Raw genomic sequence first — 20,212 nt, 5'->3', positions numbered from 1 at the left:
CGTAGCGACAGATCCGGATGCCAACGCTTCCCCGATCCGAATGCGTTGCGGCTGTCCGCCCCGCCCCCGCCGCGCGATTCACGCAGCCTCAGCAACCCGCACAACCTCAGCCCGAGACCCGGCATCACGACGGAAGTTGCGCGAATCGCCCACTCTGCGCCGCCCGGCGAAAAGCACGACGCCCCGCCCCCCGAACCAACGGGCGACGGGGCTTCGTCACAGGGTCACTCCCCCGACAGTCCACCCAGCAGGTGGCCGAACGAGCGGCCCTCGCCGAGGTACGACGAGGGATCGAACGGATCGGCGTCGCGGACGGGTTCGCGGGCGGCGATGGCATCCGCGAGCTCCCGGGCACCGCGGTCGACGCGGGATCCGAGCGGGGCGACCTCGTCGGCGTTGGCGCCCCAGTCGCTCGAGGCGGCGAACACACCGGTCGGCACGGGGTTGGCGTGCAGGTAGGTGAACAGCGGGCGGATCGCGTAGTCGATCGCGAGCGAGTGCCGCGCGGTTCCGGCGTTCGCGCCGAGGAGCACGGGGGTTCCGGTGAGCGCCTGCGGGTCGAGCACGTCGATGAACGACTTGAACAGGCCCGAGTAGCTCGTCGAGAAGATCGGCGTCACCGCGATGATGCCGTCGGCCGAGACGACCGTGTTGATCATCTGCTCGAGGGCGGGCGGGGCGAAGCCGGTGAGCAGGTTATCGGTGAGGTCGTGCGCGTAGTCGCGCAGCTCGAACACGTCGGCGGTGGCCTCGATGCCGCGCTCGCGCAGCTCCGCGAGCACGGCGTGGCTGAGCCGGTCGCCGAGCATACGGGTCGACGAGGGCGTCGACAGGCCCGCGGTCACGACCGCGATGCGACGGGCGGCCATCTCAGGCACCGACCTTCGACGCGGCCGCACCGAAGGCGCTGCCCGAGCGAGGCGCGGCATCCTGGTACGGGCTGCCCGAGACCATGTTGTCGCCGCGATTCGCGCCGGGAACCGCCTGACGCGGAGCCGCACCGGCGTAGATCTTCTCGACCTGGTTGGCGTGCGTGGGCGCGTCGGGCACCTCGGCGGGGCGGTTCTTCTGCAGCTCCTTGCGCAGCACCGGCACGACCTCGCCGCCCAGGATGTCGAGCTGCTCGAGCACGGTCTTGGTCGGAAGACCCGCGTGGTCGATGAGGAAGAGCTGGCGCTGGTAGTCGCCGAACGTCTCGCGCATCGCGGCGTAGCGGTCGATGATCTGCTGCGGCGAGCCGACGGTCAGCGGGGTCATCTCGCTGAAGTCCTCGAGGCTCGGACCGTGGCCGTAGACGGGAGCGTTGTCGAAGTACGGGCGGAACTCGCGCACGGCGTCCTGCGAGTTGGCGCGCATGAACACCTGACCGCCGAGGCCGACGATCGCCTGCTGGGGCGTGCCGTGTCCGTAGTGGGCGAAGCGCTCGCGGTACAGCGTGATCAGGCGCTGGTAGTGCTCCTTGGGCCAGAAGATGTTGTTCGCGAAGAAGCCGTTGCCGTAGTACGCGGCCTGCTCGGCGATCTCGGGCGTGCGGATCGAGCCGTGCCACACGAACGGGGGCACACCATCGAGGGGACGCGGGGTCGAGGTGAAGCCCTGCAGCGGGGTGCGGAACTTCCCCTCCCAGTCGACGACGTCTTCACGCCACAGCTTGTGCAGCAGGTCGTAGTTCTCGATGGTCAGGGGCAGACCTTGGCGGATGTCCTTGCCGAACCAGGGGTAGACCGGGCCGGTGTTGCCGCGGCCGAGCATGAGGTCGGCGCGACCGCCCGACACGTGCTGCAGCATCGCGAAGTCCTCGGCGATCTTCACCGGGTCGTTCGTGGTGATGAGGGTCGTGGAGGTCGTGAGGATGAGGCGCTCGGTCTGGGCCGCGATGTACGCGAGCGTCGTCGTGGGCGACGACGACCAGAACGGCGGGTTGTGGTGCTCGCCGAGGGCGAAGACGTCGAGGCCGACCTCTTCGGTGTGCTTGGCGATCGTGAGGGTGTCTTTGATGCGCTGGGCTTCGCTCGGCGTCGTACCGGTGGTCGGGTCCTGGGTGATGTCGCTCACCGTCATGACACCGAACTGCATTCCGGGCCAGGTGTTCGTCTCGCTCATGATGCCTCTTCCATTTGTATGCATCTGAATATACATGGTGAAACGCGCAGCGCCGAGCTTTATTCCGGCCGCACCCTCCCGATCAGCGAGAAACGCTCCCCACACCGGGAAACGCGTTCAGCGGGCGTTTCCCGGCGCAGGGAGCGTTCACGAGTCGGCACAGGCGTTACGCCCCGAGCAGCCCCGCCCCCACCGATGCCCCCGCGGCCGGTGCGGGCGGCACGGCCCACAGCCCCGAGCCGACGTGGCGGACGTACTCGTTCATGGCATCCGTCGAGAGGGCCTTCTGCACGGTGATGTACCGCTGCGGGCTCTTCTGGAACGACAGGAAGAACAGGCCGGCATTGAGTCGCCCCAAATCGGTCGTGCCGTCGACGAAGTTGTACCCGCGACGCAGCAGTCGGATACCGCCGTTCATGTCGGGGTGCGCGAGGCGCACGTGGCTGCGCGGGTCGATCGCCGGGACCCCGGTGGCGCCCGCCGCCGCGAAGTCCGGCGCGGTGAACTCGTCGCCGCCCGAGAGCGGTGCGCCGTTCGCCTTGTCACGACCGATCACGCGGTCCTGCTCGGCCAGACGCGTGCGGTCCCACGTCTCGATGAGCATCGAGATGCGCCGCGCGACCAGGTACGACCCGCCCGCGAGCCAGGCCGGACCCTCGGATGCCGACACCCACACGTTCTCGTCGAGAGCGGCCGCGTCGTCGGCGAGGATGTTGGCCGTTCCATCCTTGAACCCGAACAGGTTCCGAGGGGTCGTCTGCTCGGAGGTCGTCTTCGAGGTGCGACCGAACCCGAGCTGCGACCACCGGATCGTCGCCCGACCGAAGGCGATCCGACTGAGGTTGCGGATGGCGTGGACCGCCACCTGCGGGTCGTCCGCACAGGCCTGGATGCAGAGATCGCCGTCGGAACGCAGCGGGTCGAGATCGTCGCCGAGGAACGCCGGCAGACGCTCGAGCCCGTCGGGACGCTGCCCCTCGAGTCCGAAGCGCTGGTCGAACAGCGAGGGCCCGAATCCGAACGTGATGGTGAGGTTGCTCGCCGGCAGGCCCAGGGCCTCGCCCGTGTCGTCCGGCGGCGCCTGGGGAGAGCCGCCCACGGCACCCGTGGCGGTCACCTCGAGCCCCTGCATCATGCGGGTCGCGGCGTACGTCCAGTCCGAGAGCAACTCGGCGAGGTCGTCGCGCGTCGTCCGCGCCATCATGTCGTACGAGGCGAAGTGCAGGTGCTCCTGCACCGGCGTCGTGATCCCTGGCTGATGGATGCCGGTCATCACCGCCGCGGCATCCTTCACCGCCTTCTGCTGCTCGAGGGCGTAGGCCTGACCGCCGACGAGACCGCCTCCGGCGCCGACGACGAGTCCCGTGGCCCCGGCGCCGAGGGCGAGGCCCATCAGCCCACGGCGCGACAGGCCCGCGGCATCCGGGGTCTGCTCCTCCGGCGTGTTCTGCGCGTCGCTCACGCTCACTCCAGGATCGTCACCGTCAGCTGCGAGAGCGGCTCGGCGAGGGCGTTGATGAGGTCGGTGAGCTGGCGCTTGTCGGCCTCGGTGATCTGGCTGTAGGGGACGAAGCCGGCGTCGAGGGAGCCGTACTTCGCCAGGGCCGCCTCGAGATCGGCGTAGCCGCCGTCGATGCGCGACACCAGCGCGGTGCCCTTGTCGCCCTTCGAGTCGGCGAAATCGCGCACGAGCGAGAAGGCCATCTTCGAGCCCTCGACGTTCGCCGCGAAGTCGTTGAGGTCGGTGCCCGACCACCAGTCCTCTTCGCCGCTGATCTTGCCCGTGGCCACCTCGTCGAGCAGCGAGATCGCCCCGTTCGAGATCCCCGCGACGCCCTGCGCGTCGAGCGCCTGGGTGAAGGCGTCGGAGTGTACGTAGTCGTACAGCTCCTGGGTGTCGGCGACGAGCTTGTCACCGTAGGTCGCGCGCTCGGCGGGGGTCGAGGGCGCCCAGTCCTTCCACGCGGGAGTCTCGCCGTCGGCGTTCAGGGCGTCCTGCGCCGGAACCCAGAGGTCCTTCTCGATGCGGTGGAACCCGGTCCAGTCCAGCCCCTCGGCCACGGCGTCGACCTCGCGGTAGTCGATGCGCGGATCGAGGTCGCCGAGCGCCTCGGCGATCGGCTCGATGCGCTCGTAGAAGGCGCGCACGCGCGGGAACTGCTCTTTCGCCGTGGCGTCGTCGCCCGACTCGTAGGCGGCGGTGAAGGTCTGCACGGCGGGGATCAGCTGTCCGACCTGGTCCTTGACGAAGGCGGCGTAGAGGTCGACGGCCTTCTGCTTCTGCTCGGCATCCGGACCGCTGACGGCGACGGCGTCTCCGGTGACGGTGAAGCTCGCCTTGCCCACCCCGTCGCCGACCATGCCGGGCTTGCAGAGGGTGAAGTAGTCGCCGGGCTGCGCGACGACCGTGAGGTTGCGCGAGGCACCCGGGGCGATGTTCTCGACTTCGCCGACGATGCGCAGACCGTCGGATGCCAAGAGGTAGAACTCCGTGACCTGGTCGCTCTTGTTGCTCACGTCGAAGGCGACGGTGCCGCTGGGCGCGCTGGCGGCCGAGACGGCGCAGCCGTCGCCGGTCGAGGTGACGGACAGCGCACCCGAGGCCGCCGCGTCGGACTTGGCGACGCAGCCGGACAGGAGCAGGACGGTCGCGCCGGCCGCGGCGGTCGCCGCGAGGAGGCGTGTCGAGTTCATGGTTCTCCGATCGATGAGAGAGGGATGCCGCGGCGTCGGGCACGCGGGCGGTGCCGGGGGTCTACGGGGTGGCGGTGGCGGGCGGGGCGGTGGGCGAGGACCCGACCCGGGCCGGCTCCACCGCGGCGGTGGAGCGAGGGGCCGCATCCGACGCCGCCGCACCCGTCGGCCGCGGGCGGCGGTTCGCGCGCACGCCGCGGAAGAAGAGGGGCGCGACGATGGCGATGTACACCACCCAGGCGATCACCTGGAGCCAGGTCATCTGCGGCATGAAGCCGACCGTCGCCTGCAGCAGCACGGCGAGCGCGCTGTCGGGCGCGATGGTGGTGGAGACGTCGAACGCCCAACCGAAGGGGAAGCCGGCCCACCCGGTGGCGACCGCACCGGTCGCGGGATCGAGCGGCGCCCCGGCTCCGAAGGGGCCGGGAAGGACTCCCGCCTCCTGCAGATCGTGGAAGGCATAGGCGAGGACGCCGGCCGCGACGATGACGAGGACGCCGCCGGTCCAGGTGAAGAAGCGGCCGAGGTTCAGGCGCAGCATGCCGCGCGCGATGAACCAGCCGAGCACGACGGCCGTCACCAGCCCGAGCAGGGCGCCCAACAGGGCGACGGGCGATTCGCCGAACGACTGCACCATCGACCACAGCAGAAGGGTCGTCTCGACGCCCTCGCGCGCGACCGAGACGAACCCGATGGCCACGAGCGCCCAGACGCCCCCGCGCAGCGCCTTGTCGAGGCCGCCCTCGAGGCCCGCCTTGAGCGTGCGCCCCGCCTTCTGCATCCAGAAGATCATCCACGTGACCATCGCGACGGCCAGCAGGGACAGCCCGCCGCCGAGGAGCTCCTGCGCCTCGAACGTCAGCATGTACGCGCCGAAGGTGAAGATCGCCCCGACGCCGAGGGCGAGGGCGACGGCGAGTCCCACACCGGTCCACAGCGTGGGGAGCGCGTCGCGGCGGTCGAGACGCGTGAGGTAGGCGACGAGGATGCCGACGACCAGGGCCGCCTCGAGGCCCTCACGCAGACCGATGAGGAAGGTGGCGAAGAAGCTTGCGAGCACGAGCGGAGGACCCGACTTTCACGATGGGGGTGAGGACGCCGCGGCACTGCGGAAGGTAAGGACAGCCTCACCTGACCACTACACAATACGCAATACCCGGGACGATTCCCACCAGGAATCGGCGGGATCATTCCTCTCGACGCGGGCGTCACCCGCCGAGCGGTAATCGTCGGCAATATTCGGGCGGCATCGCGCGGGCCGACCTAGCCTCGATCCATGTCCGACCTGAACCTCCCCGTTCTCGACCTCTCGCTCCTCGACCAGGGCCCCGGCGCCGCCGCCCGCTTCCGCGACGAGCTGCGCGCCGCCACCCACGACGTCGGGTTCTTCTACCTGACCGGCACCGGGGTGAGCGCCGAACTCGAGGCGCGCCTGCTGCGGGCGGCGAAGGACTTCTTCGCCCTGCCCGAGGCCGAAAAGCTCTCGATCGAGAACGTCACGAGCCCCCACTTCCGCGGGTACACGCGCGTCGGCGGCGAGCGCACGCAGGGCCGGGTCGACTGGCGCGAGCAGATCGACATCGGACCCGAGCGGGCCCCCCTGACCGACCCCGACGGCCCGGGATACAACCGTCTCGTCGGCCCGAACCTGTGGCCCGCGGCGCAGCCCGAGCTGCAGGACGTCGTGACCGAGTGGCACGACCACCTCACGGGCGTCGCACGCAAGCTCCTCCGCGCGTGGGCCCTCGCCCTGGGCGCGGAGGAACAGTACTTCGACCGCCACTTCGGCGACCCGCAGACCCTCATCAAGATCGTCCGCTACCCCGGCAAGGACGACCCGACCCCCCAGCAGGGGGTGGGCGCCCACAAGGATTCGGGCGTGCTGACCCTGCTGTGGGTCGAGCCCGGAAAGGGCGGCCTGCAGGTCGAGCGCGACGGCGAGTGGGTCGACGCTCCCCCGGTGCCCGGCGCCTTCGTGGTCAACATCGGCGAACTGCTCGAGTACGCCACGCAGGGCTACCTGCGGGCGACGAACCACCGGGTGATCTCGCCGCGGTTCCCCGACGAGCGCATCTCGGTGCCGTTCTTCTTCAACCCGGCCCTCGACGCGCGGCTGCCGATCATCGAGCTGCCGGCCGAGCTCGCCGCCCAGTCTCGCGGCGTCGAGGACGACCCCGACAACCCCATCCACGCGACCTACGGCGAGAACGCCCTCAAGTCGCGGCTGCGCGCCCACCCCGACGTGGCCGAGCGCTGGCATCCCGACCTGGTCGCCGCCCGCACGGCATCCTGACCTCCGGGCACCCTTCTCGATAAACGCCGGTCCTTACGAGACACGCCGCGACACCGCGCGTCTCGGAAGGATCGGCGTTTATCGCGTGGGGGCACGGCGGGCGGGGAGAAGCGAGCACCGCGGCGAGCGCCGGGAATGACGAAGGCCGCCCCACACCGTGGGGCGGCCTTCCAAGAATGTTTTGCGCGATAGAACGCTGGTGCGATTAGCGACGCAGACCGAGACGCTCGATGAGCGAGCGGTAACGGTTGATGTCGACGTCCTGCAGGTAACCCAGCAGGCGGCGGCGCTGACCGACGAGCAGGAAGAGCCCACGGCGCGAGTGGTGGTCGTGCTTGTGGGTCTTGAGGTGCTCGGTGAGGTCCTTGATGCGCTGCGTCATCATCGCGACCTGCACCTCGGGGGATCCGGTGTCACCGGGGTGCGTCGCGTACTCTTCGATGATCGCCTTCTTGACGTCTGCTTCGAGTGCCATAGATGGGATCCCCTTCCTTCTCATTGCGCGGCGCCCGTCACACGATGTGCGAGCTCTCTTTATCCGCGGCCGATCGAACGGCAACCGCATGAGTCTACCAGCATCGGGATGCCGACACCGCACCGGTCCGCGGCGTCCGGTGTCGGAGGGCTGGCGTAGCCTCGATCCGTGAGTCAGACCGATCCCGCCGCTCCCCCGCGCCGAGGCGCCCGCGGTGCGTTCATCGATCTGCGGCCCCTGACGACCTCGCCGGCTTTCGCGCGACTCTGGGTGGGGTCGACGCTCGCCGGCCTCGGTGGCCAGCTGACGGTCGTCGCCGTCATGCTTCACGTGTTCGAGCTGACCCAGAGCACGTTCGCGGTGTCGATGATCGCGGTCGCGGGGCTGCTCCCCATGGTTGCGGCGGGCCTGTACGGCGGCATGCTCGCCGACGCCTTCGACCGACGCACCGTCGCCCTGCTGGCCGCGGTGGTCACGTTCGCCTCGACCGCGCTGCTCGCCGCTCTCGCGTGGACAGGTCTCGAGACCGTCGGGTGGCTCTTCGTGCTCAGCGTGGTGAACTCCGCGGCGAACTCCATCGTGATGGCGACGAAGTCCGCGATCACCCCCCGCCTCATCCCCCGGGATCTGCTGCCCGCCGCCGCCGCATTGCAGGGCGTCACCGTCGGGGTCATGGTGATGGCGGGCCCGGCCCTGGCCGGCGTGCTCGTCGCCGTCGCGGGTTACGCCTGGACCTACTCTCTCGACGTCCTCCTGATGACCTCGCTGTTCCTCGGCCTCTGGTCGCTGCCGAAGCTCCGCCCCGAGGGTGAGATCGTCCGACCCGGACTCGAGTCGTTCCGCGACGGCGTGCGCTTCCTCCGTCGGGCTCCGAACATCCGGCTGCAGTACATCCTCGACATCATCGCGATGACCTTCGGGCAGCCGGTGGCCCTGTTCCCGGCGATCGGGGCGGTGCTGCTGGGCGGCGGGGCGATCACCACCGGCATCCTGACGGCGGCCGTCGCCGCGGGGGCCTTCTTCTCCAGCCTGTTCTCGGGCCCGATCGGGCGCGTACGCCGGCAGGGGCTCGGCATCGAACGTGCGATCCAGGTCTACGGTCTGTCCATCGGCCTCTTCGGTCTCGTGCTTCTCGCGGCCACTCTCGGCTGGCTCCGCCCGGCCCTGGTGGACGAGACCCACGCAGCGGTCGCCCTCATCGCCCTCGCCGCGGTGGTCCTGGCGGTGTCCGGCGCCGCCGACAACGTCAGCGCGATCTATCGTTCGACCATGATGCAGGCGGCGGTTCCGGATGCCATGCGCGGGCGCCTCCAGGGCATCTTCGTCGTCGTGGTGGCCGGCGGCCCTCGCGTCGGAGCCCTCTACGCCGGCACCCTGGCGACCCTCGCCGCCCTGTGGGTGCCGCCGCTGTTCGGCGGCATCCTGATCCTCGGTCTCGTCGGCACCCTCGTACGGTTCTCGCCGCGTTTCCGCGCGTACGACGCGCTCGACCCTCAGCCCTGACTCGTCGGCCCATCCCTTCTCGTCGTGCGACCCCGAGCTGCCGATCGTCGGCGGATTCCGGCCGTCGCACTCGGCCGGCCCGCGCGATGTCGCTGGTCGGCCGTAGTGTCGGCTCCGTGGCATCCACCTCCGCTCCCTCGCCCGTCTCGATCGCCGTGCAGTTCGTGCTCACCGGCATCGTGTGGGGCTCGAGCTTCCTCTTCATCGCGATCGCCCTGACCGGCATGACCCCGGCGCAGGTCGCCGGCGGCAGGCTGCTGTTCGGCGCCCTGGCGCTGGCCGCGATCGTGGCTATCCGCCGCGAGCGTCTGCCCCGCGATCGCCGAGTGTGGGGGCACCTGAGCGTGCTGTCGCTGAGTTTCTGCGTGGTTCCGTTCCTGCTGTTCGCGTGGGCGGAGCAGCACGTCTCCTCGGGGCTGGCGAGCATCTTCAACGCGACCACGCCGATCATGACCGCGATCATGGCGTGGGCGGTCTTCCGCGTCGAGAGCCTGAAGCTCGGGCAGCTGATCGGCATCGCCGTGGGCATCGCGGGTGTCGTGGTGATCATCGCGCCGGGCGCCGTGGCCGATGTGGGCGACAGCACGATCGCGCAGGTCGCCCTCCTGGGCGCGACAGCCTGTTACGGCTTCAGCCTCGCGTACATGCGCCGCTTCCTCGGCGACACCGGCCTCTCGGGCATCGCTTTCGCGTTCGGCTACATCGGGCCGGCAGCGGCGTTCATGGTGCTGCTGTCGCCGTTCATCCTGGCCGAGCCGATGCACCTGACCCTGCCGGTCGTCGGGAGCATCGTCGCCCTCGGCGTCCTCGGCACCGGGATCGCCTACGTCTGGAACCAGAACACCCTGCGCGCCTGGGGGCCGACCCGCGCCTCGACCGTCACGTACATCACCCCGGTGGTCGGGGTGGCTCTCGGCATCCTGATCCTGGGCGAGCGCATCTCGTGGAACGAGCCCGTGGGCGCGGCGGTGGTGTTCGTGGGCATTCTGCTCGTGCAGCAGCGCATCCGCCTGCGGCGTCACGCTCGCGCCTGAGCGGACCCCCGCCTCCGCCGGGCACGACGAAGGCCCCGGATGCCGAGCACCCGGGGCCTTCGAGGAGTTCACATCCGCAGCGTCAGCTGCGGAGCGATCACGCCTGGAGCGAGAGCTGCAGGTCGAGCTCGATGGTGACGTCCTTGCCGACGAGCACGCCACCGGTCTCGAGGGCCGCGTTCCAGGTGAGGCCGAAGTCTTCGCGGTTGATGACCGTCTTGGCGGTCGCACCGGCCTTGTAGTTGCCCCACGGGTCGGTGCCGAAGCCGCCGAAGTCGAGGGCGAAGGTCGCGGGCTTGGTGATGCCGCGGATGGTCAGGTCGCCGTCGACGAGAAAGTCGCCGTCCTCGAGGCGGACACCGGTGGAGCGGAAGTCCATCGTCGGGTAGGTCTCGACGTCGAAGAACTCCGCCGAACGGAGGTGCTGGTCGCGACCCTCGTCCTTGGTGTCGACCGAGGTGACGTCGACGGATGCCTCGACGGTGGCCTCGAGGGGGTTCTCGGGAGCGACGATCGTGGCGCTCTTCATGCCGAAGGTGCCGCGCACCTTCGAGATCATCATGTGGCGCACCGAGAAGGTGACCTCGCTGTGCGAGGGGTCGAGCACCCAGGTGCCCGCCTTGTAACCGGGGATGTCGAGGGCGGTGGTGTCAGTCATGTCACTCCTAAAGGTCTGGGGAGCCGTATCGGCGTCCTGCCGGGGTCCAACTCCCATTCACACGAATGTATTCCACGATCGAGGAAAACAACGAACCCGAGGAGGCCGCAGCCCCCTCGGGTTCGTGAACAGACGATGAAGAACGGCTGATCAGCCGACCTTCAGCAGGTCGATGATGAAGATGAGGGTCTTTCCGCCGAGGAAGTGCCCGCCGGCGGGACCGTAGGCCAGGTGCGGGGGGATCACGAGCTCGCGGCGTCCGCCGACCTTCATGCCCGGGATGCCGTCCTGCCAGCCCTGGATCAGGCCGCGGAGGGGGAACTGGATGCTCTCGCCACGACCCCACGAGGAGTCGAACTCTTCACCCGACTCGTACTCGACACCGGCGTAGTGCACGGTGACGGTGTCGCCGGGCTTCGCCTCGTCGCCGTCGCCGACGATGATGTCGCGGATGACGAGGTCGGAGGGGGCGGGGCCGCTGGGAGCGTCGAACTCCGGCTTGGTGCGATCAGTCATGACTCCATCCAAGCACGGACGCGCCGCCCGCGAGCCCCCTGGACAATCCGGCCGGGGAAAGACTCAGCGCCCGGTGCCGCGGCGATGCCTGCGTGTCTACCGGGCGCTGAGTTGGCCTAGATTGATGGTGCTCCCGCGCCGCGATGCTGTCAAGACCCCCTCTCCGGCTCCCGTCAGGGGCGGAGCAGCGCCGCGCGGGCGGCGGTCGTGCGCTCGAGCAGGTAGCGCTCCGTGGCGGGGGCGTTCGGGTCGCGTCCCGACAGCGAACGCTGTCTCGCGGCGGCGAGAGCCGTGGCATCCGCGATGAAACCCTTCATCACCGCGGCGCGGTCCCCCGGCAGGGTCCGAGACCACGCCAGGGCCGACCGTCGACCCGGGCCGGTCGCCAGCATGTCCACCTCTTGAGGGGTGAACCACCCCGCCGCGGCGTACTCCCCCAGCCGGGCCCTCGTCAGCCGGGACTCCTCGCGACGCAGAGCCAGGATGCCGAGGATGAACAGCACGAACAGTGGCACCTGCAGCGCGGCGTACACCTCGAAGAAGTCGAAGAAGGTGGCCGAACCGTTCCACAGCGCGTGCAGAACGATCGCGCCCAGGAGGCCCGGGACGCCGTAGCGGAGCGCGGCCCCCGCGCGCAGCCCCTGGCGCGCGGCGAGGCCGAAAGCGAACCCCGTGAGGCTCGTGAACATGACGTGGGCGAACGGCGAGAGCACGGCACGCAGGAAGAACGTGCTCGCGACCTGCGCGGGGCCGCCCTCGAGGTAGCTGATCGCGAAGTACTGCACGTTCTCGGTCAGCGCGAAGCCCGCCCCGATGAGCGCACCGTAGACGATGCCGTCCACCGGACCGTCGAACGCGCGACGGGCGAAGGCGAAGATCAACAGCACCCCGAGTCCCTTGGCGACCTCTTCGACCAGGGGCGCCTGGATGACGCTGCTCACGGCGCCCGGAAGGGGCCCCGCGGCGAGGGTGATGACGAGATCGACACCCAGAGCGATCGCGACCGAGGCGATCGCACCCCACGCCACCGCGAAGACGAGAAGACGACGGGGCTCGGGTTCCCACCGGTCGATGTAGCGCACGGCGAACCACACGATGACGAAGGGGATGACGGCCAGGACGAGCCCGATGAACGACGCCGCCGTGCCGAGGAACGCGGTGAAGTAGCGCACCAGCAGCGCGAGGAGGGGCACCAGCAGCACGGCGACGATCCACAGCGCCACGCCTCCGCGTCGCGAGCCGGGCGGGGTCGCCGACACCGCCGTCTGGGGAGCCGTCGTGATGCGGGGCGGCTCGGCGGATCCGGGCCGCGACAGCGGCGAGGGGGAGGTCATGCGCACAGCCTAGGGGTGGCGGACCACACGGCATCCGGGGCTTGCAGGCTCCCCCACCGCGCCGAGCCCGGTAGCGTGGAGGCATGCGCTTCGCCCACGTCCGTGCACAGGAGGGGGCGGAAGCCCCCCGTCTCGTCAGCGTCCACGGCGAGGAGTTCTCGTTCGTCGACGAGTTCTTCGCCGGTGCCCCGCGCACCCTCGAGCAGCTCATCGCCGGCGGCGACGACCTGCTGGCGCGCGTGCGCGACGCTGCGGCGAGCGCCCCGCGGCATCCCCTCACCGGCATCCGGTACGCGTCCGCGGTGCTCGCTCCGCCCTCGATCCTCGCCGTCGGCCTCAACTACGCCGCGCACTCCGGCGAGCTGGGTCTCAAGACCGACGCCGGTCCGACCGTGTTCGTGCTGTGGCCGAACTCGCTCACCGCGCACGGCGAGACAACGTCGTGGCCGCGCTCGCTCAGCGAGGCCGTCGACTACGAAGCCGAGCTCGGGGTCATCATCGGGCGTCCCGGCCGCGACATCTCCGAGGAGGACGCGCTCGACCACGTCTGGGGCTACACGGTGGTCAACGACGTGACCGCGCGCAACATCCAGTTCTCCGAGGCCCAGTGGTCGCGCTGCAAGTCGTTCGACGGCTTCACCCCCACCGGTCCTTTCGTCGTGACCGCCGACGAGATCCCCGACCCGCAGGACCTGCACATCTGGACCGTCGTCGACGGCCACACGGTGCAGGATGCCAGCACCGGCCAGATGGTCCGCTCGGTCGCGACCCTCATCACCAAGCTGTCGGAGTCGGCGACGCTGCTCCCCGGCACCCTCATCTCCACCGGCAGCCCCGGAGGTGCCGGTTACTCGCGCGACCCGCAGATCTTCCTGCGCGACCGCTCGACCGTGACCGTCGGGATCGACGGTATCGGCGAGCTGACCACTCACTGCCGCATCCTCGACTGAGGTCGGCACGCACGACGAAGGGCCGGGACGATCGCGTCCCGGCCCTTCGATGTTCTCGAGGGCTCAGCCCTCGACGACACTGTCTGCCGCGCGCACGATCGGGATCGCGGCCGTCACCGCCTGCAGGCCGGAGAGACGGGCGGGAGAGATCTGCTTCATGACCTCGTCGCGCGTCATGAGTCCGGCCTCGACGACCAGGTCGGCGACGTTGCGGTGCGTGAGCAGCGCGGTCTTGGCGAGGGCCGCCGCGGCGGCGTAGCCGATGAACGGCGTCAGCGCCGTGACGACGCCGACCGACGAGCCCACCATCGCGCCCAGACGCTCGCGGTTGGCCGTGATGCCGTCGACGCAGTTGACGCGGAGCGTCCACATCGCCTGGCGCATCCACGTGATCGACTGGTAGATCGAGTGCGCGATGACCGGCTCGAAGGCGTTGAGCTGGAGCTGACCGCTCTCGACGGCCATCGTCACGGTCATGTCGGCGCCGACCACCGAGAATGCGACCTGGTTCACCACCTCGGGGATGACGGGGTTCACTTTGCCCGGCATGATGCTCGAACCCGCCTGGCGCGCGGGGAGGTTGATCTCGCCGAGGCCCGCCTGGGGGCCGCTCGACAGCAGACGAAGGTCGTTGCAGATCTTCGACAGCTTGACGGCGTTGCGCTTGAGCGACGACGAGAACGACATGAAGGCGCCGGTGTCGCTCGTCGACTCGACGAGGTCGGTCGCCGTCTCGAGATCCAGGCCGGTGATCTGGCGCAGGTGCCTGAGCACCGCTCCCCCGTAGCCGGCGTGGGCGGTGATACCGGTGCCGATGGCGGTCGCGCCCATGTTGATCTCGTAGAGCAGGTACGCGTTCTCGGTGAGGCGGTTGTAGTCCTCGCCGAGCGTCGTCGCGAAACCGTGGAACTCCTGACCGAGAGTCATCGGCACGGCATCCTGCAGCTGCGTACGCCCGACCTTGAGGACGTCATGGAACTCTTCCGACTTCGACAGGAACGACTGACGCAGGAGCTTGAGCTCTTCGAGCAGGCTCTGGAGGGTGAGCGCGAGCCCGATCTTGATCGCGGTCGGGTAGACGTCGTTCGTGGACTGGCTGCGGTTGGTGTCGTCGATCGGCGACAGGAAGGCGTAGTCGCCCTTCTCGCGCCCGGCCATCTCGAGGGCGATGTTGGTGATGACCTCGTTGGCGTTCATGTTGGTCGAGGTGCCGGCACCGCCCTGGATGACGCCGACGGTGAACTCGTCGTGGAATTCGCCGTCGATCACGCGCTGGGCGGCGCGATCGATGAGGTCGGCCTTCTCGTGGTCGAGCACGCCGATCTCGCGGTTGGCCCGGGCCGAGGCCTGCTTGACCATCGCCAGGGCCCGCACGAGGTCGGGGTACACCGAGATGGGTCGCTTGGCGATCGGGAAGTTCTCGAGCGCTCTGGCGGTGTGGATTCCCCAGTACGCGTCGGCGGGGATCTCGAGGGATCCGAGGGAGTCGGTCTCGGTACGGGTGCGCGTCATTGCGTCCAAAGCCATGTGGGGGTCCTCGTGGGTGTCATGGTGAAGAGGGATGCCACGAGCCTAACGAGCGGGACAGTGAGGGCCGGTGGACACGGCGGCCGGTCGCCTCATCCGCACCATCCGCCACGTCTATTGCCGGTGGTCGAGAACTGTCGATGCCCGACGGATTGCCGCCGAGCGGTCGTCCGAGTCGGCCGTGACCGGTCATGACGAGCGCTTGCGCGAGAACGCCTCGAGGCGTTCCTCGGGCGTGAGCTGCGCCATGCGCGCCGTCCACTCGGGGGTGAAGAAACCCGAGGCCTCGTCGTCGACCACCGGGACGACGGCGTGCGTGATCGTGTCGTCCCAGACATGGACCAGGTGGAAGGAGCGTCCGGCATCCATCCCGTTCACCTCGTCGGCGGGGCGCGCGAGATCCATCGTGTAGCAGGAGGCCGAGGCCACGCTCACCGGCACCCCGGCGAAGGTACCGGAGGTCGAGTAGTGCAGGTGACCGGCGAGGATCGCCCGCACGTCGCTCCCCGCGATGGCCGCCGCGAGACCCTGCTGATCCCGCAGCTCGAGGATGTCGAAGAACGGGATGTGCGACGGCAGCGGCGGATGGTGCAGCGCCAGGATCGTGCCGAGTGGTGCCGGGGTCGACAGTTCGGCGCGCAGCCAGTCGAGCTGCGCCGCGTCGAGGTCGCCGTGGTGCCACCCGGGCACCGTGGAGTCGAGCGCGATGAGGCGCAGCCCTCCGAGGTCCCACACGCCGGTCACCGGCTCCTGCGTCGGCTCGCCGTCGAGGAGACCTTCGCGCAAGGCCGGGCGCTCATCGTGGTTGCCCGCGACCCACACCACGGGGGCCCCCAGGCGCTCCGCCCACGGCTCGACCTCGGCGCGCAGCACCCGATAGGCCTCGGGCTCGCCCAGGTCGGTCAAGTCGCCGGTGAACACCACGGCATCCGGTCTCACCCCCGTCGCCTCGGCGGCCTCGAGCGTGCGCCGCAGGTGGCGCGCGGTGTCGTAGCGATCGCCGAGCAGGCGGTCGCCGGCCAGCAGATGCGTGTCGCTGAGGTGGAGGATCACGCGCGCGGCGGGCGCGTGCTGACCGAACTGCACGGATGCCATGTCCTCAGCCTAAGAGGGGCCTCCGACATCCGCCGCCGCGGCGTCGGCCGCTCAGTGGTTGAACAGGATGAGCAGCAGCGCACCCAGCACGGCGGCGGCGCACACCGCGAAGCACGCGTAGGCGCCCACGAGCGCCAGCCGCTTCTGTCCGTCGCTGAGCGGGTTCTTCTGCGCGGCCTTCACCACCGCCTTCTCGGCGCGGCGTTTCTGCTTGTCGGAGAGCACGGTGATGGCATCCGTGAACTCCGCCGGAGAGACCAGGGGCGGACGCCCGCCGGTCACGAGCAGGCGCAGACCCAGCGAGTAGAACGTCACGACGATCGAGGCGCCCACGATGGCCGCGACGAAGACCTGGAGGAAGGCTTCCCAGTTGATCAGCATCAGGCGTCCTTTCCGGCCTTGTCGCGCTCGAGACGGCGCTGGCGACGCGTCGGGCCGGGCTTGCGCGGCACCTTGACCGCGGCGCCGGAGTCGGCGACCTCGCTCATCGCGTTGGCCGAGGTGACCGAGTCGCGACGCGAGCGCAGGAACAGGCCGAGGATGATGACGACGGCGATCACCGCGTCGACGGCCACGCCCCAGCCGCCCAGCCAGACGACGATGAGGGCCGCGGCGGCGCCGACGGCACCGGCGGCGGGGAGCGTCAGCACCCAGCCGATCATGATGCGACCGACGGTGTTCCACCGCACGGTCGATCCGCGGCGGCCGAGGCCCGAGCCGATGACGGATCCGGATGCCACCTGGGTGGTCGAGAGTGCGAAGCCCAGGGCGCTGGAGGCGAGGATCGTCGCCGCGGTCGAGGTCTCGGCCGAGAAGCCCTGCGCGGGCTTCACGTCGGTCAGGCCCTTGCCGAGGGTGCGGATGATGCGCCAGCCGCCCATGTAGGTGCCGAGGGCGATCGTCAGGGCGCACGCGAAGACGACCCAGAGCTGCGGGTCGGGGTTGGCCGAGGACTGCCAGCCGACCGTGATGAGGGCGAGGGTGATGACGCCCATCGTCTTCTGCGCGTCGTTCGTGCCGTGCGCCAGCGCGACCAGCGACGAGGTGAAGATCTGGCCCCAGCGGAAGCCGTCGCGGCCGTCGGCCTTCATGTCGTAGCGGCGGGTGACGCCGTAGGCGATCTTCGTCACGACGAAGGCGATGATCCCGGCCGTGAGCGGCGCGATGAGCGCCGGGAGGATGACCTTGCTCAGCACCACCCCGGTGTCGATCGCCGACGCGCCGACGCCCACGAGGGTCGCGCCGATCAGGCCGCCGAAGAGGGCGTGCGACGAGCTCGACGGCAGGCCGAGCAGCCACGTGAGCATGTTCCACGTGATTGCGCCGATGAGGCCCGCGAAGATGATGGGCGGGAAGATGTCGGGACTGAGCTGCTCCTCGCGGATCATGCCGCCCGAGATCGTCTTGGCCACCTCGGTCGACAGGAACGCCCCGACCAGGTTGAGGCTGGCCGCCAACAGGACCGCGACCTTCGGCTTCAGCGCACCCGTCGCGATGGGCGTGGCCATCGCGTTCGCGGTGTCGTGGAATCCGTTGGTGAAATCGAAGAACAGTGCCAGCGCGATGACCAGCACGATGATGAGGGCTGCGCTCTCCACCGTTCGCTTTCCGTGAGAAGGAAGAAGGGATGCCGACGGGATCGGCGCGACGAACGAAGAGTTCACCTGGAGTTCGACACCTGTTCATCGGTGTCGCCTCGACATCATTTCACCGAGGGGCGCGGCGGTCAAACTTGCCCGGCGGCCGGGGCACGGCATCCCGTGTCTTCTCTGCGGACCGATGGCTCAGGGGCGCACTACCGTGGAACGGTGACCGATCTCGACCCGAAGCCCACCCCACCCGTTGCCGACCGCCGCCCCGTCGCGCGCACGCATCACGGGGACACCTTCGACGACCCGTACGAATGGCTGCGCGCGAAGGACGACGCCGAGGTGATCGCGCACCTCGAGGCCGAGAACGCGTACACCGCAGAGCGCACCGCTCACCTCGGGCCGCTGCGCGACGCGATCTTCGGCGAGATCAAGGGGCGAACGCTCGAGACCGACCTGTCGGTGCCCGCCCGTCGCGGCGACTGGTGGTACTACGGTCGCACGGTCGCCGGCGCGCAGTACGGCATCCAGTGCCGCGCCCCCCTCGAGTCCCCCGACGACTGGACCCCGCCCACCCTCTCGCCCGGCTCCCCCGTGCCCGGCGAGCAGGTGCTGTTCGACGGCAATGTCGAGGCCGAGGGCACCGACTTCTTCTCGCTCGGGAGCTTCGAGATCTCGAACGACGGCACGCGCATGCTCTACGGCATCGATGTCGCCGGCGACGAGCGCTACACTGTGCGCCTGCGCGACCTCACCACCGGCGCGACGCTCGCCGACGAGATCCCGGGGACCTTCTCGGGGGCGACGTTCTCTCCCGACGGGCGCTTCATCGTCTACACCACGGTGGATGACGCCTGGCGCCCCGACACCGTGTGGCTGCACGAGATCGGCACGCCCGTCGACGACGACGTGAAGCTCTTCCACGAGCCCGACGACCGCTATTGGGTCGGCGCCGACTTCACGCGCAGCGATCGGTACCTGATGATCGAGATGGGCTCGTCGATCACGAGCGAGGAGTGGATCCTCGACGCCGACGACCTCCGCGGTGAGCCCCGCGTGGTGTGGCCGCGGCGCGAGGGCGTCGAGTACTCCTCCTCGCACGCCGTCGTCGACGGCGAGGACGTGCTCTACGTCCTGCACAACGACGGCGCGCTCGACTTCGAGCTCGTCCGGGTGTCGGCATCCGATCCCCAGGGCGCCCGCGAGACCGTGATCGCCCATCACCCCGGCCACCGTCTGCTGGGCGTCGACACGTTCCGAGACTGGGGCGTGGTCGGCTACCGCCGCGACGGCCTCGCCCGCCTCGGCTTGCTGTCGTACGCCGACGGCGCCGTGACCGAGATCGCGTTCGACGAGCCGCTCTACAGCGTCGGCACGGGTGGCAATCCCGAGTACGCTCCCCCGGTGCTGCGCCTGGGCTACGGCTCGTTCGTCACCCCCGGCACCGTGTACGACTACGTCGTCGAGACCGGCGAACTGCTGCTGCGCAAGCGCCAGCCCGTGCTGGGCGGCTTCGACCCCGCCGACTACGGCCAGGCGCGCGTCTGGGCTCCCGCCGACGACGGCACGCAGGTTCCGGTGTCGCTCGTGTGGAAGCGCTCGTTCGGCGAGCCTGGCGATGCCCCTCGCCCCGTGCACCTGTACGGCTACGGCTCGTACGAGCACTCGATCGAGCCCGGGTTCTCGGTCGCCCGCCTGTCGCTGCTCGACCGCGGCGTCGTCTTCGCCGTCGCGCACGTGCGCGGGGGCGGCGAGATGGGCCGGCAGTGGTACGAAGACGGCAAGATGCGCGCGAAGCGCAACACCTTCACCGACTTCGTCGCCGCGGCACGGCACCTCGTCGACAGCGGCTACACCACTCCCGACCGCATGGTCGCCGAGGGCGGCAGCGCGGGCGGCCTGCTCATGGGCGCCGTGGCCAACCTCGCACCCGAGCTGTTCGCCGGCATCCTGGCCGACGTGCCGTTCGTCGACGCCCTGACAACGATCCTCGACCCCTCGCTGCCGCTCACGGTGATCGAGTGGGACGAATGGGGCGACCCCCTGCACGACGCCGACGTCTACGCCTACATGAAGTCGTACTCCCCGTACGAGAACGTGCGCGAGGGTGTCGAGTATCCCCGCATCCTCGCGGTCACCTCGCTCAACGACACCCGCGTGCTGTACGTCGAGCCCGCGAAGTGGGTCGCCCGCCTGCGCGAGGTCGGCGCCGACGCGATGCTGAAGTGCGAGATGATCGCCGGCCACGGCGGCGTGAGCGGTCGCTACAACGCCTGGCGCGAGCGCGCCTTCGAGCTCGCGTGGCTCCTAGACGTGCTCGGCCTCTCCGACTGACCCGCGCGCGCCGCTCTCGAACGCCCCGTCGCCTCGCGCGGCGGGGCGTTCGGCGCGTGTAGGGGCGTTCGCAGTCGCTCGGTTGCCGACCCATGTCCCGATTTGTG

General features: G+C 69.8%; 18 protein-coding genes. 5 read left to right on the top strand and 13 right to left on the bottom strand.

What is annotated here, in order from left to right:
• Positions 1–224 precede the first annotated feature (224 nt).
• The 5 genes from BLS25_RS01935 to efeU form a co-directional block, all read right to left on the bottom strand.
• Positions 225–869 carry an FMN reductase gene (locus BLS25_RS01935; protein ID WP_074694226.1) on the bottom strand — a complete coding sequence of 215 codons (645 nt, stop codon included), beginning with the start codon at positions 867–869 and terminating at the stop codon, positions 225–227.
• Position 870: 1 nt separating this feature from the next.
• Complete coding sequence (locus tag BLS25_RS01930; protein WP_056227324.1) at positions 871–2,103, bottom strand: LLM class flavin-dependent oxidoreductase; 1,233 nt, start codon at positions 2,101–2,103, stop codon at positions 871–873.
• Between the two features lie 166 nt (positions 2,104–2,269).
• Positions 2,270–3,565, bottom strand: coding sequence for an iron uptake transporter deferrochelatase/peroxidase subunit (efeB, locus tag BLS25_RS01925; protein ID WP_371129304.1), 1,296 nt, complete (start codon positions 3,563–3,565; stop codon positions 2,270–2,272).
• A 2-nt stretch (positions 3,566–3,567) separates the two neighbouring features.
• Positions 3,568–4,797, bottom strand: a complete 1,230-nt coding sequence (efeO, locus tag BLS25_RS01920; RefSeq protein ID WP_056227320.1) for an iron uptake system protein EfeO — start codon at positions 4,795–4,797, stop codon at positions 3,568–3,570.
• A 61-nt stretch (positions 4,798–4,858) separates the two neighbouring features.
• Positions 4,859–5,857 (bottom strand): iron uptake transporter permease EfeU, encoded by a 999-nt coding sequence (gene efeU / locus BLS25_RS01915; protein WP_056227317.1) that lies wholly within the window; start codon positions 5,855–5,857, stop codon positions 4,859–4,861.
• Between the two features lie 216 nt (positions 5,858–6,073).
• Between efeU and BLS25_RS01910 the strand changes: the two genes are divergently transcribed.
• On the top strand, positions 6,074–7,090 hold the full coding sequence (locus tag BLS25_RS01910) for an isopenicillin N synthase family dioxygenase (protein WP_056227314.1): 1,017 nt from the start codon (positions 6,074–6,076) through the stop codon (positions 7,088–7,090).
• Between the two features lie 205 nt (positions 7,091–7,295).
• On the opposite strand, the gene rpsO is transcribed toward BLS25_RS01910, so the two are convergent.
• Positions 7,296–7,565, bottom strand: coding sequence for a 30S ribosomal protein S15 (rpsO, locus tag BLS25_RS01905; protein WP_056227311.1), 270 nt, complete (start codon positions 7,563–7,565; stop codon positions 7,296–7,298).
• A gap of 168 nt (positions 7,566–7,733) precedes the next feature.
• Here rpsO and BLS25_RS01900 point away from each other — a divergent pair, with 168 nt between their 5' ends.
• Together BLS25_RS01900 and BLS25_RS01895 are read left to right on the top strand one after the other, a co-directional pair.
• Positions 7,734–9,068: an MFS transporter gene (locus BLS25_RS01900; RefSeq protein ID WP_074694224.1), complete on the top strand. Its 1,335-nt coding sequence runs from the start codon at positions 7,734–7,736 to the stop codon at positions 9,066–9,068.
• A 116-nt stretch (positions 9,069–9,184) separates the two neighbouring features.
• On the top strand, positions 9,185–10,102 hold the full coding sequence (locus tag BLS25_RS01895) for a DMT family transporter (protein WP_081349665.1): 918 nt from the start codon (positions 9,185–9,187) through the stop codon (positions 10,100–10,102).
• A gap of 97 nt (positions 10,103–10,199) precedes the next feature.
• Here BLS25_RS01895 and BLS25_RS01890 read toward each other — a convergent pair whose 3' ends face one another.
• The 3 genes from BLS25_RS01890 to BLS25_RS01880 form a co-directional block, all read right to left on the bottom strand.
• A complete protein-coding gene (locus tag BLS25_RS01890; RefSeq protein ID WP_056227302.1) occupies positions 10,200–10,760 on the bottom strand; it encodes a YceI family protein in 561 nt (186 codons plus the stop codon).
• 150 nt (positions 10,761–10,910) lie between these two features.
• The gene (locus BLS25_RS01885) at positions 10,911–11,276 is read right to left on the bottom strand and encodes an FKBP-type peptidyl-prolyl cis-trans isomerase (RefSeq protein WP_013583439.1); all 366 of its coding nucleotides are present in this window, start codon (positions 11,274–11,276) and stop codon (positions 10,911–10,913) included.
• A gap of 173 nt (positions 11,277–11,449) precedes the next feature.
• Complete coding sequence (locus tag BLS25_RS01880) at positions 11,450–12,610, bottom strand: PrsW family intramembrane metalloprotease (protein ID WP_056227299.1); 1,161 nt, start codon at positions 12,608–12,610, stop codon at positions 11,450–11,452.
• A gap of 83 nt (positions 12,611–12,693) precedes the next feature.
• On the opposite strand from BLS25_RS01880, the gene BLS25_RS01875 reads away from it, so the two are divergent.
• The gene (locus tag BLS25_RS01875; RefSeq protein WP_074694223.1) at positions 12,694–13,560 is read left to right on the top strand and encodes a fumarylacetoacetate hydrolase family protein; all 867 of its coding nucleotides are present in this window, start codon (positions 12,694–12,696) and stop codon (positions 13,558–13,560) included.
• Positions 13,561–13,623: 63 nt separating this feature from the next.
• Here the strand turns inward: BLS25_RS01875 and BLS25_RS01870 are convergent, their stop codons facing one another.
• The 4 genes from BLS25_RS01870 to BLS25_RS01855 all read right to left on the bottom strand — a co-directional run bounded on the left by BLS25_RS01870 (position 13,624) and on the right by BLS25_RS01855 (position 17,780).
• The gene (locus tag BLS25_RS01870) at positions 13,624–15,087 is read right to left on the bottom strand and encodes an aspartate ammonia-lyase (protein WP_056227293.1); all 1,464 of its coding nucleotides are present in this window, start codon (positions 15,085–15,087) and stop codon (positions 13,624–13,626) included.
• Positions 15,088–15,276: 189 nt separating this feature from the next.
• Positions 15,277–16,182 (bottom strand): phosphodiesterase, encoded by a 906-nt coding sequence (locus tag BLS25_RS01865; protein WP_074694222.1) that lies wholly within the window; start codon positions 16,180–16,182, stop codon positions 15,277–15,279.
• 51 nt (positions 16,183–16,233) lie between these two features.
• Positions 16,234–16,563 carry a hypothetical protein gene (locus tag BLS25_RS01860; RefSeq protein ID WP_056227286.1) on the bottom strand — a complete coding sequence of 110 codons (330 nt, stop codon included), beginning with the start codon at positions 16,561–16,563 and terminating at the stop codon, positions 16,234–16,236.
• The gene (locus BLS25_RS01855) at positions 16,563–17,780 is read right to left on the bottom strand and encodes an inorganic phosphate transporter (protein ID WP_056227283.1); all 1,218 of its coding nucleotides are present in this window, start codon (positions 17,778–17,780) and stop codon (positions 16,563–16,565) included. The genes BLS25_RS01860 and BLS25_RS01855 overlap by 1 nt, the downstream gene beginning before the upstream one ends.
• A 210-nt stretch (positions 17,781–17,990) precedes the next feature.
• Here BLS25_RS01855 and BLS25_RS01850 point away from each other — a divergent pair, with 210 nt between their 5' ends.
• A complete protein-coding gene (locus BLS25_RS01850; RefSeq protein WP_074694221.1) occupies positions 17,991–20,105 on the top strand; it encodes a S9 family peptidase in 2,115 nt (704 codons plus the stop codon).
• The last annotated feature ends 107 nt before the right edge of the window (positions 20,106–20,212 follow it).

It is taken from the genome of Microbacterium testaceum StLB037 (genome assembly GCF_900104345.1).
Taxonomy (GTDB): Bacteria; Actinomycetota; Actinomycetes; order Actinomycetales; family Microbacteriaceae; genus Microbacterium; species Microbacterium testaceum_A.
Note: the sequence above shows the minus strand (reverse complement) of the source record. Positions and strands in the feature narration are given on the sequence as shown.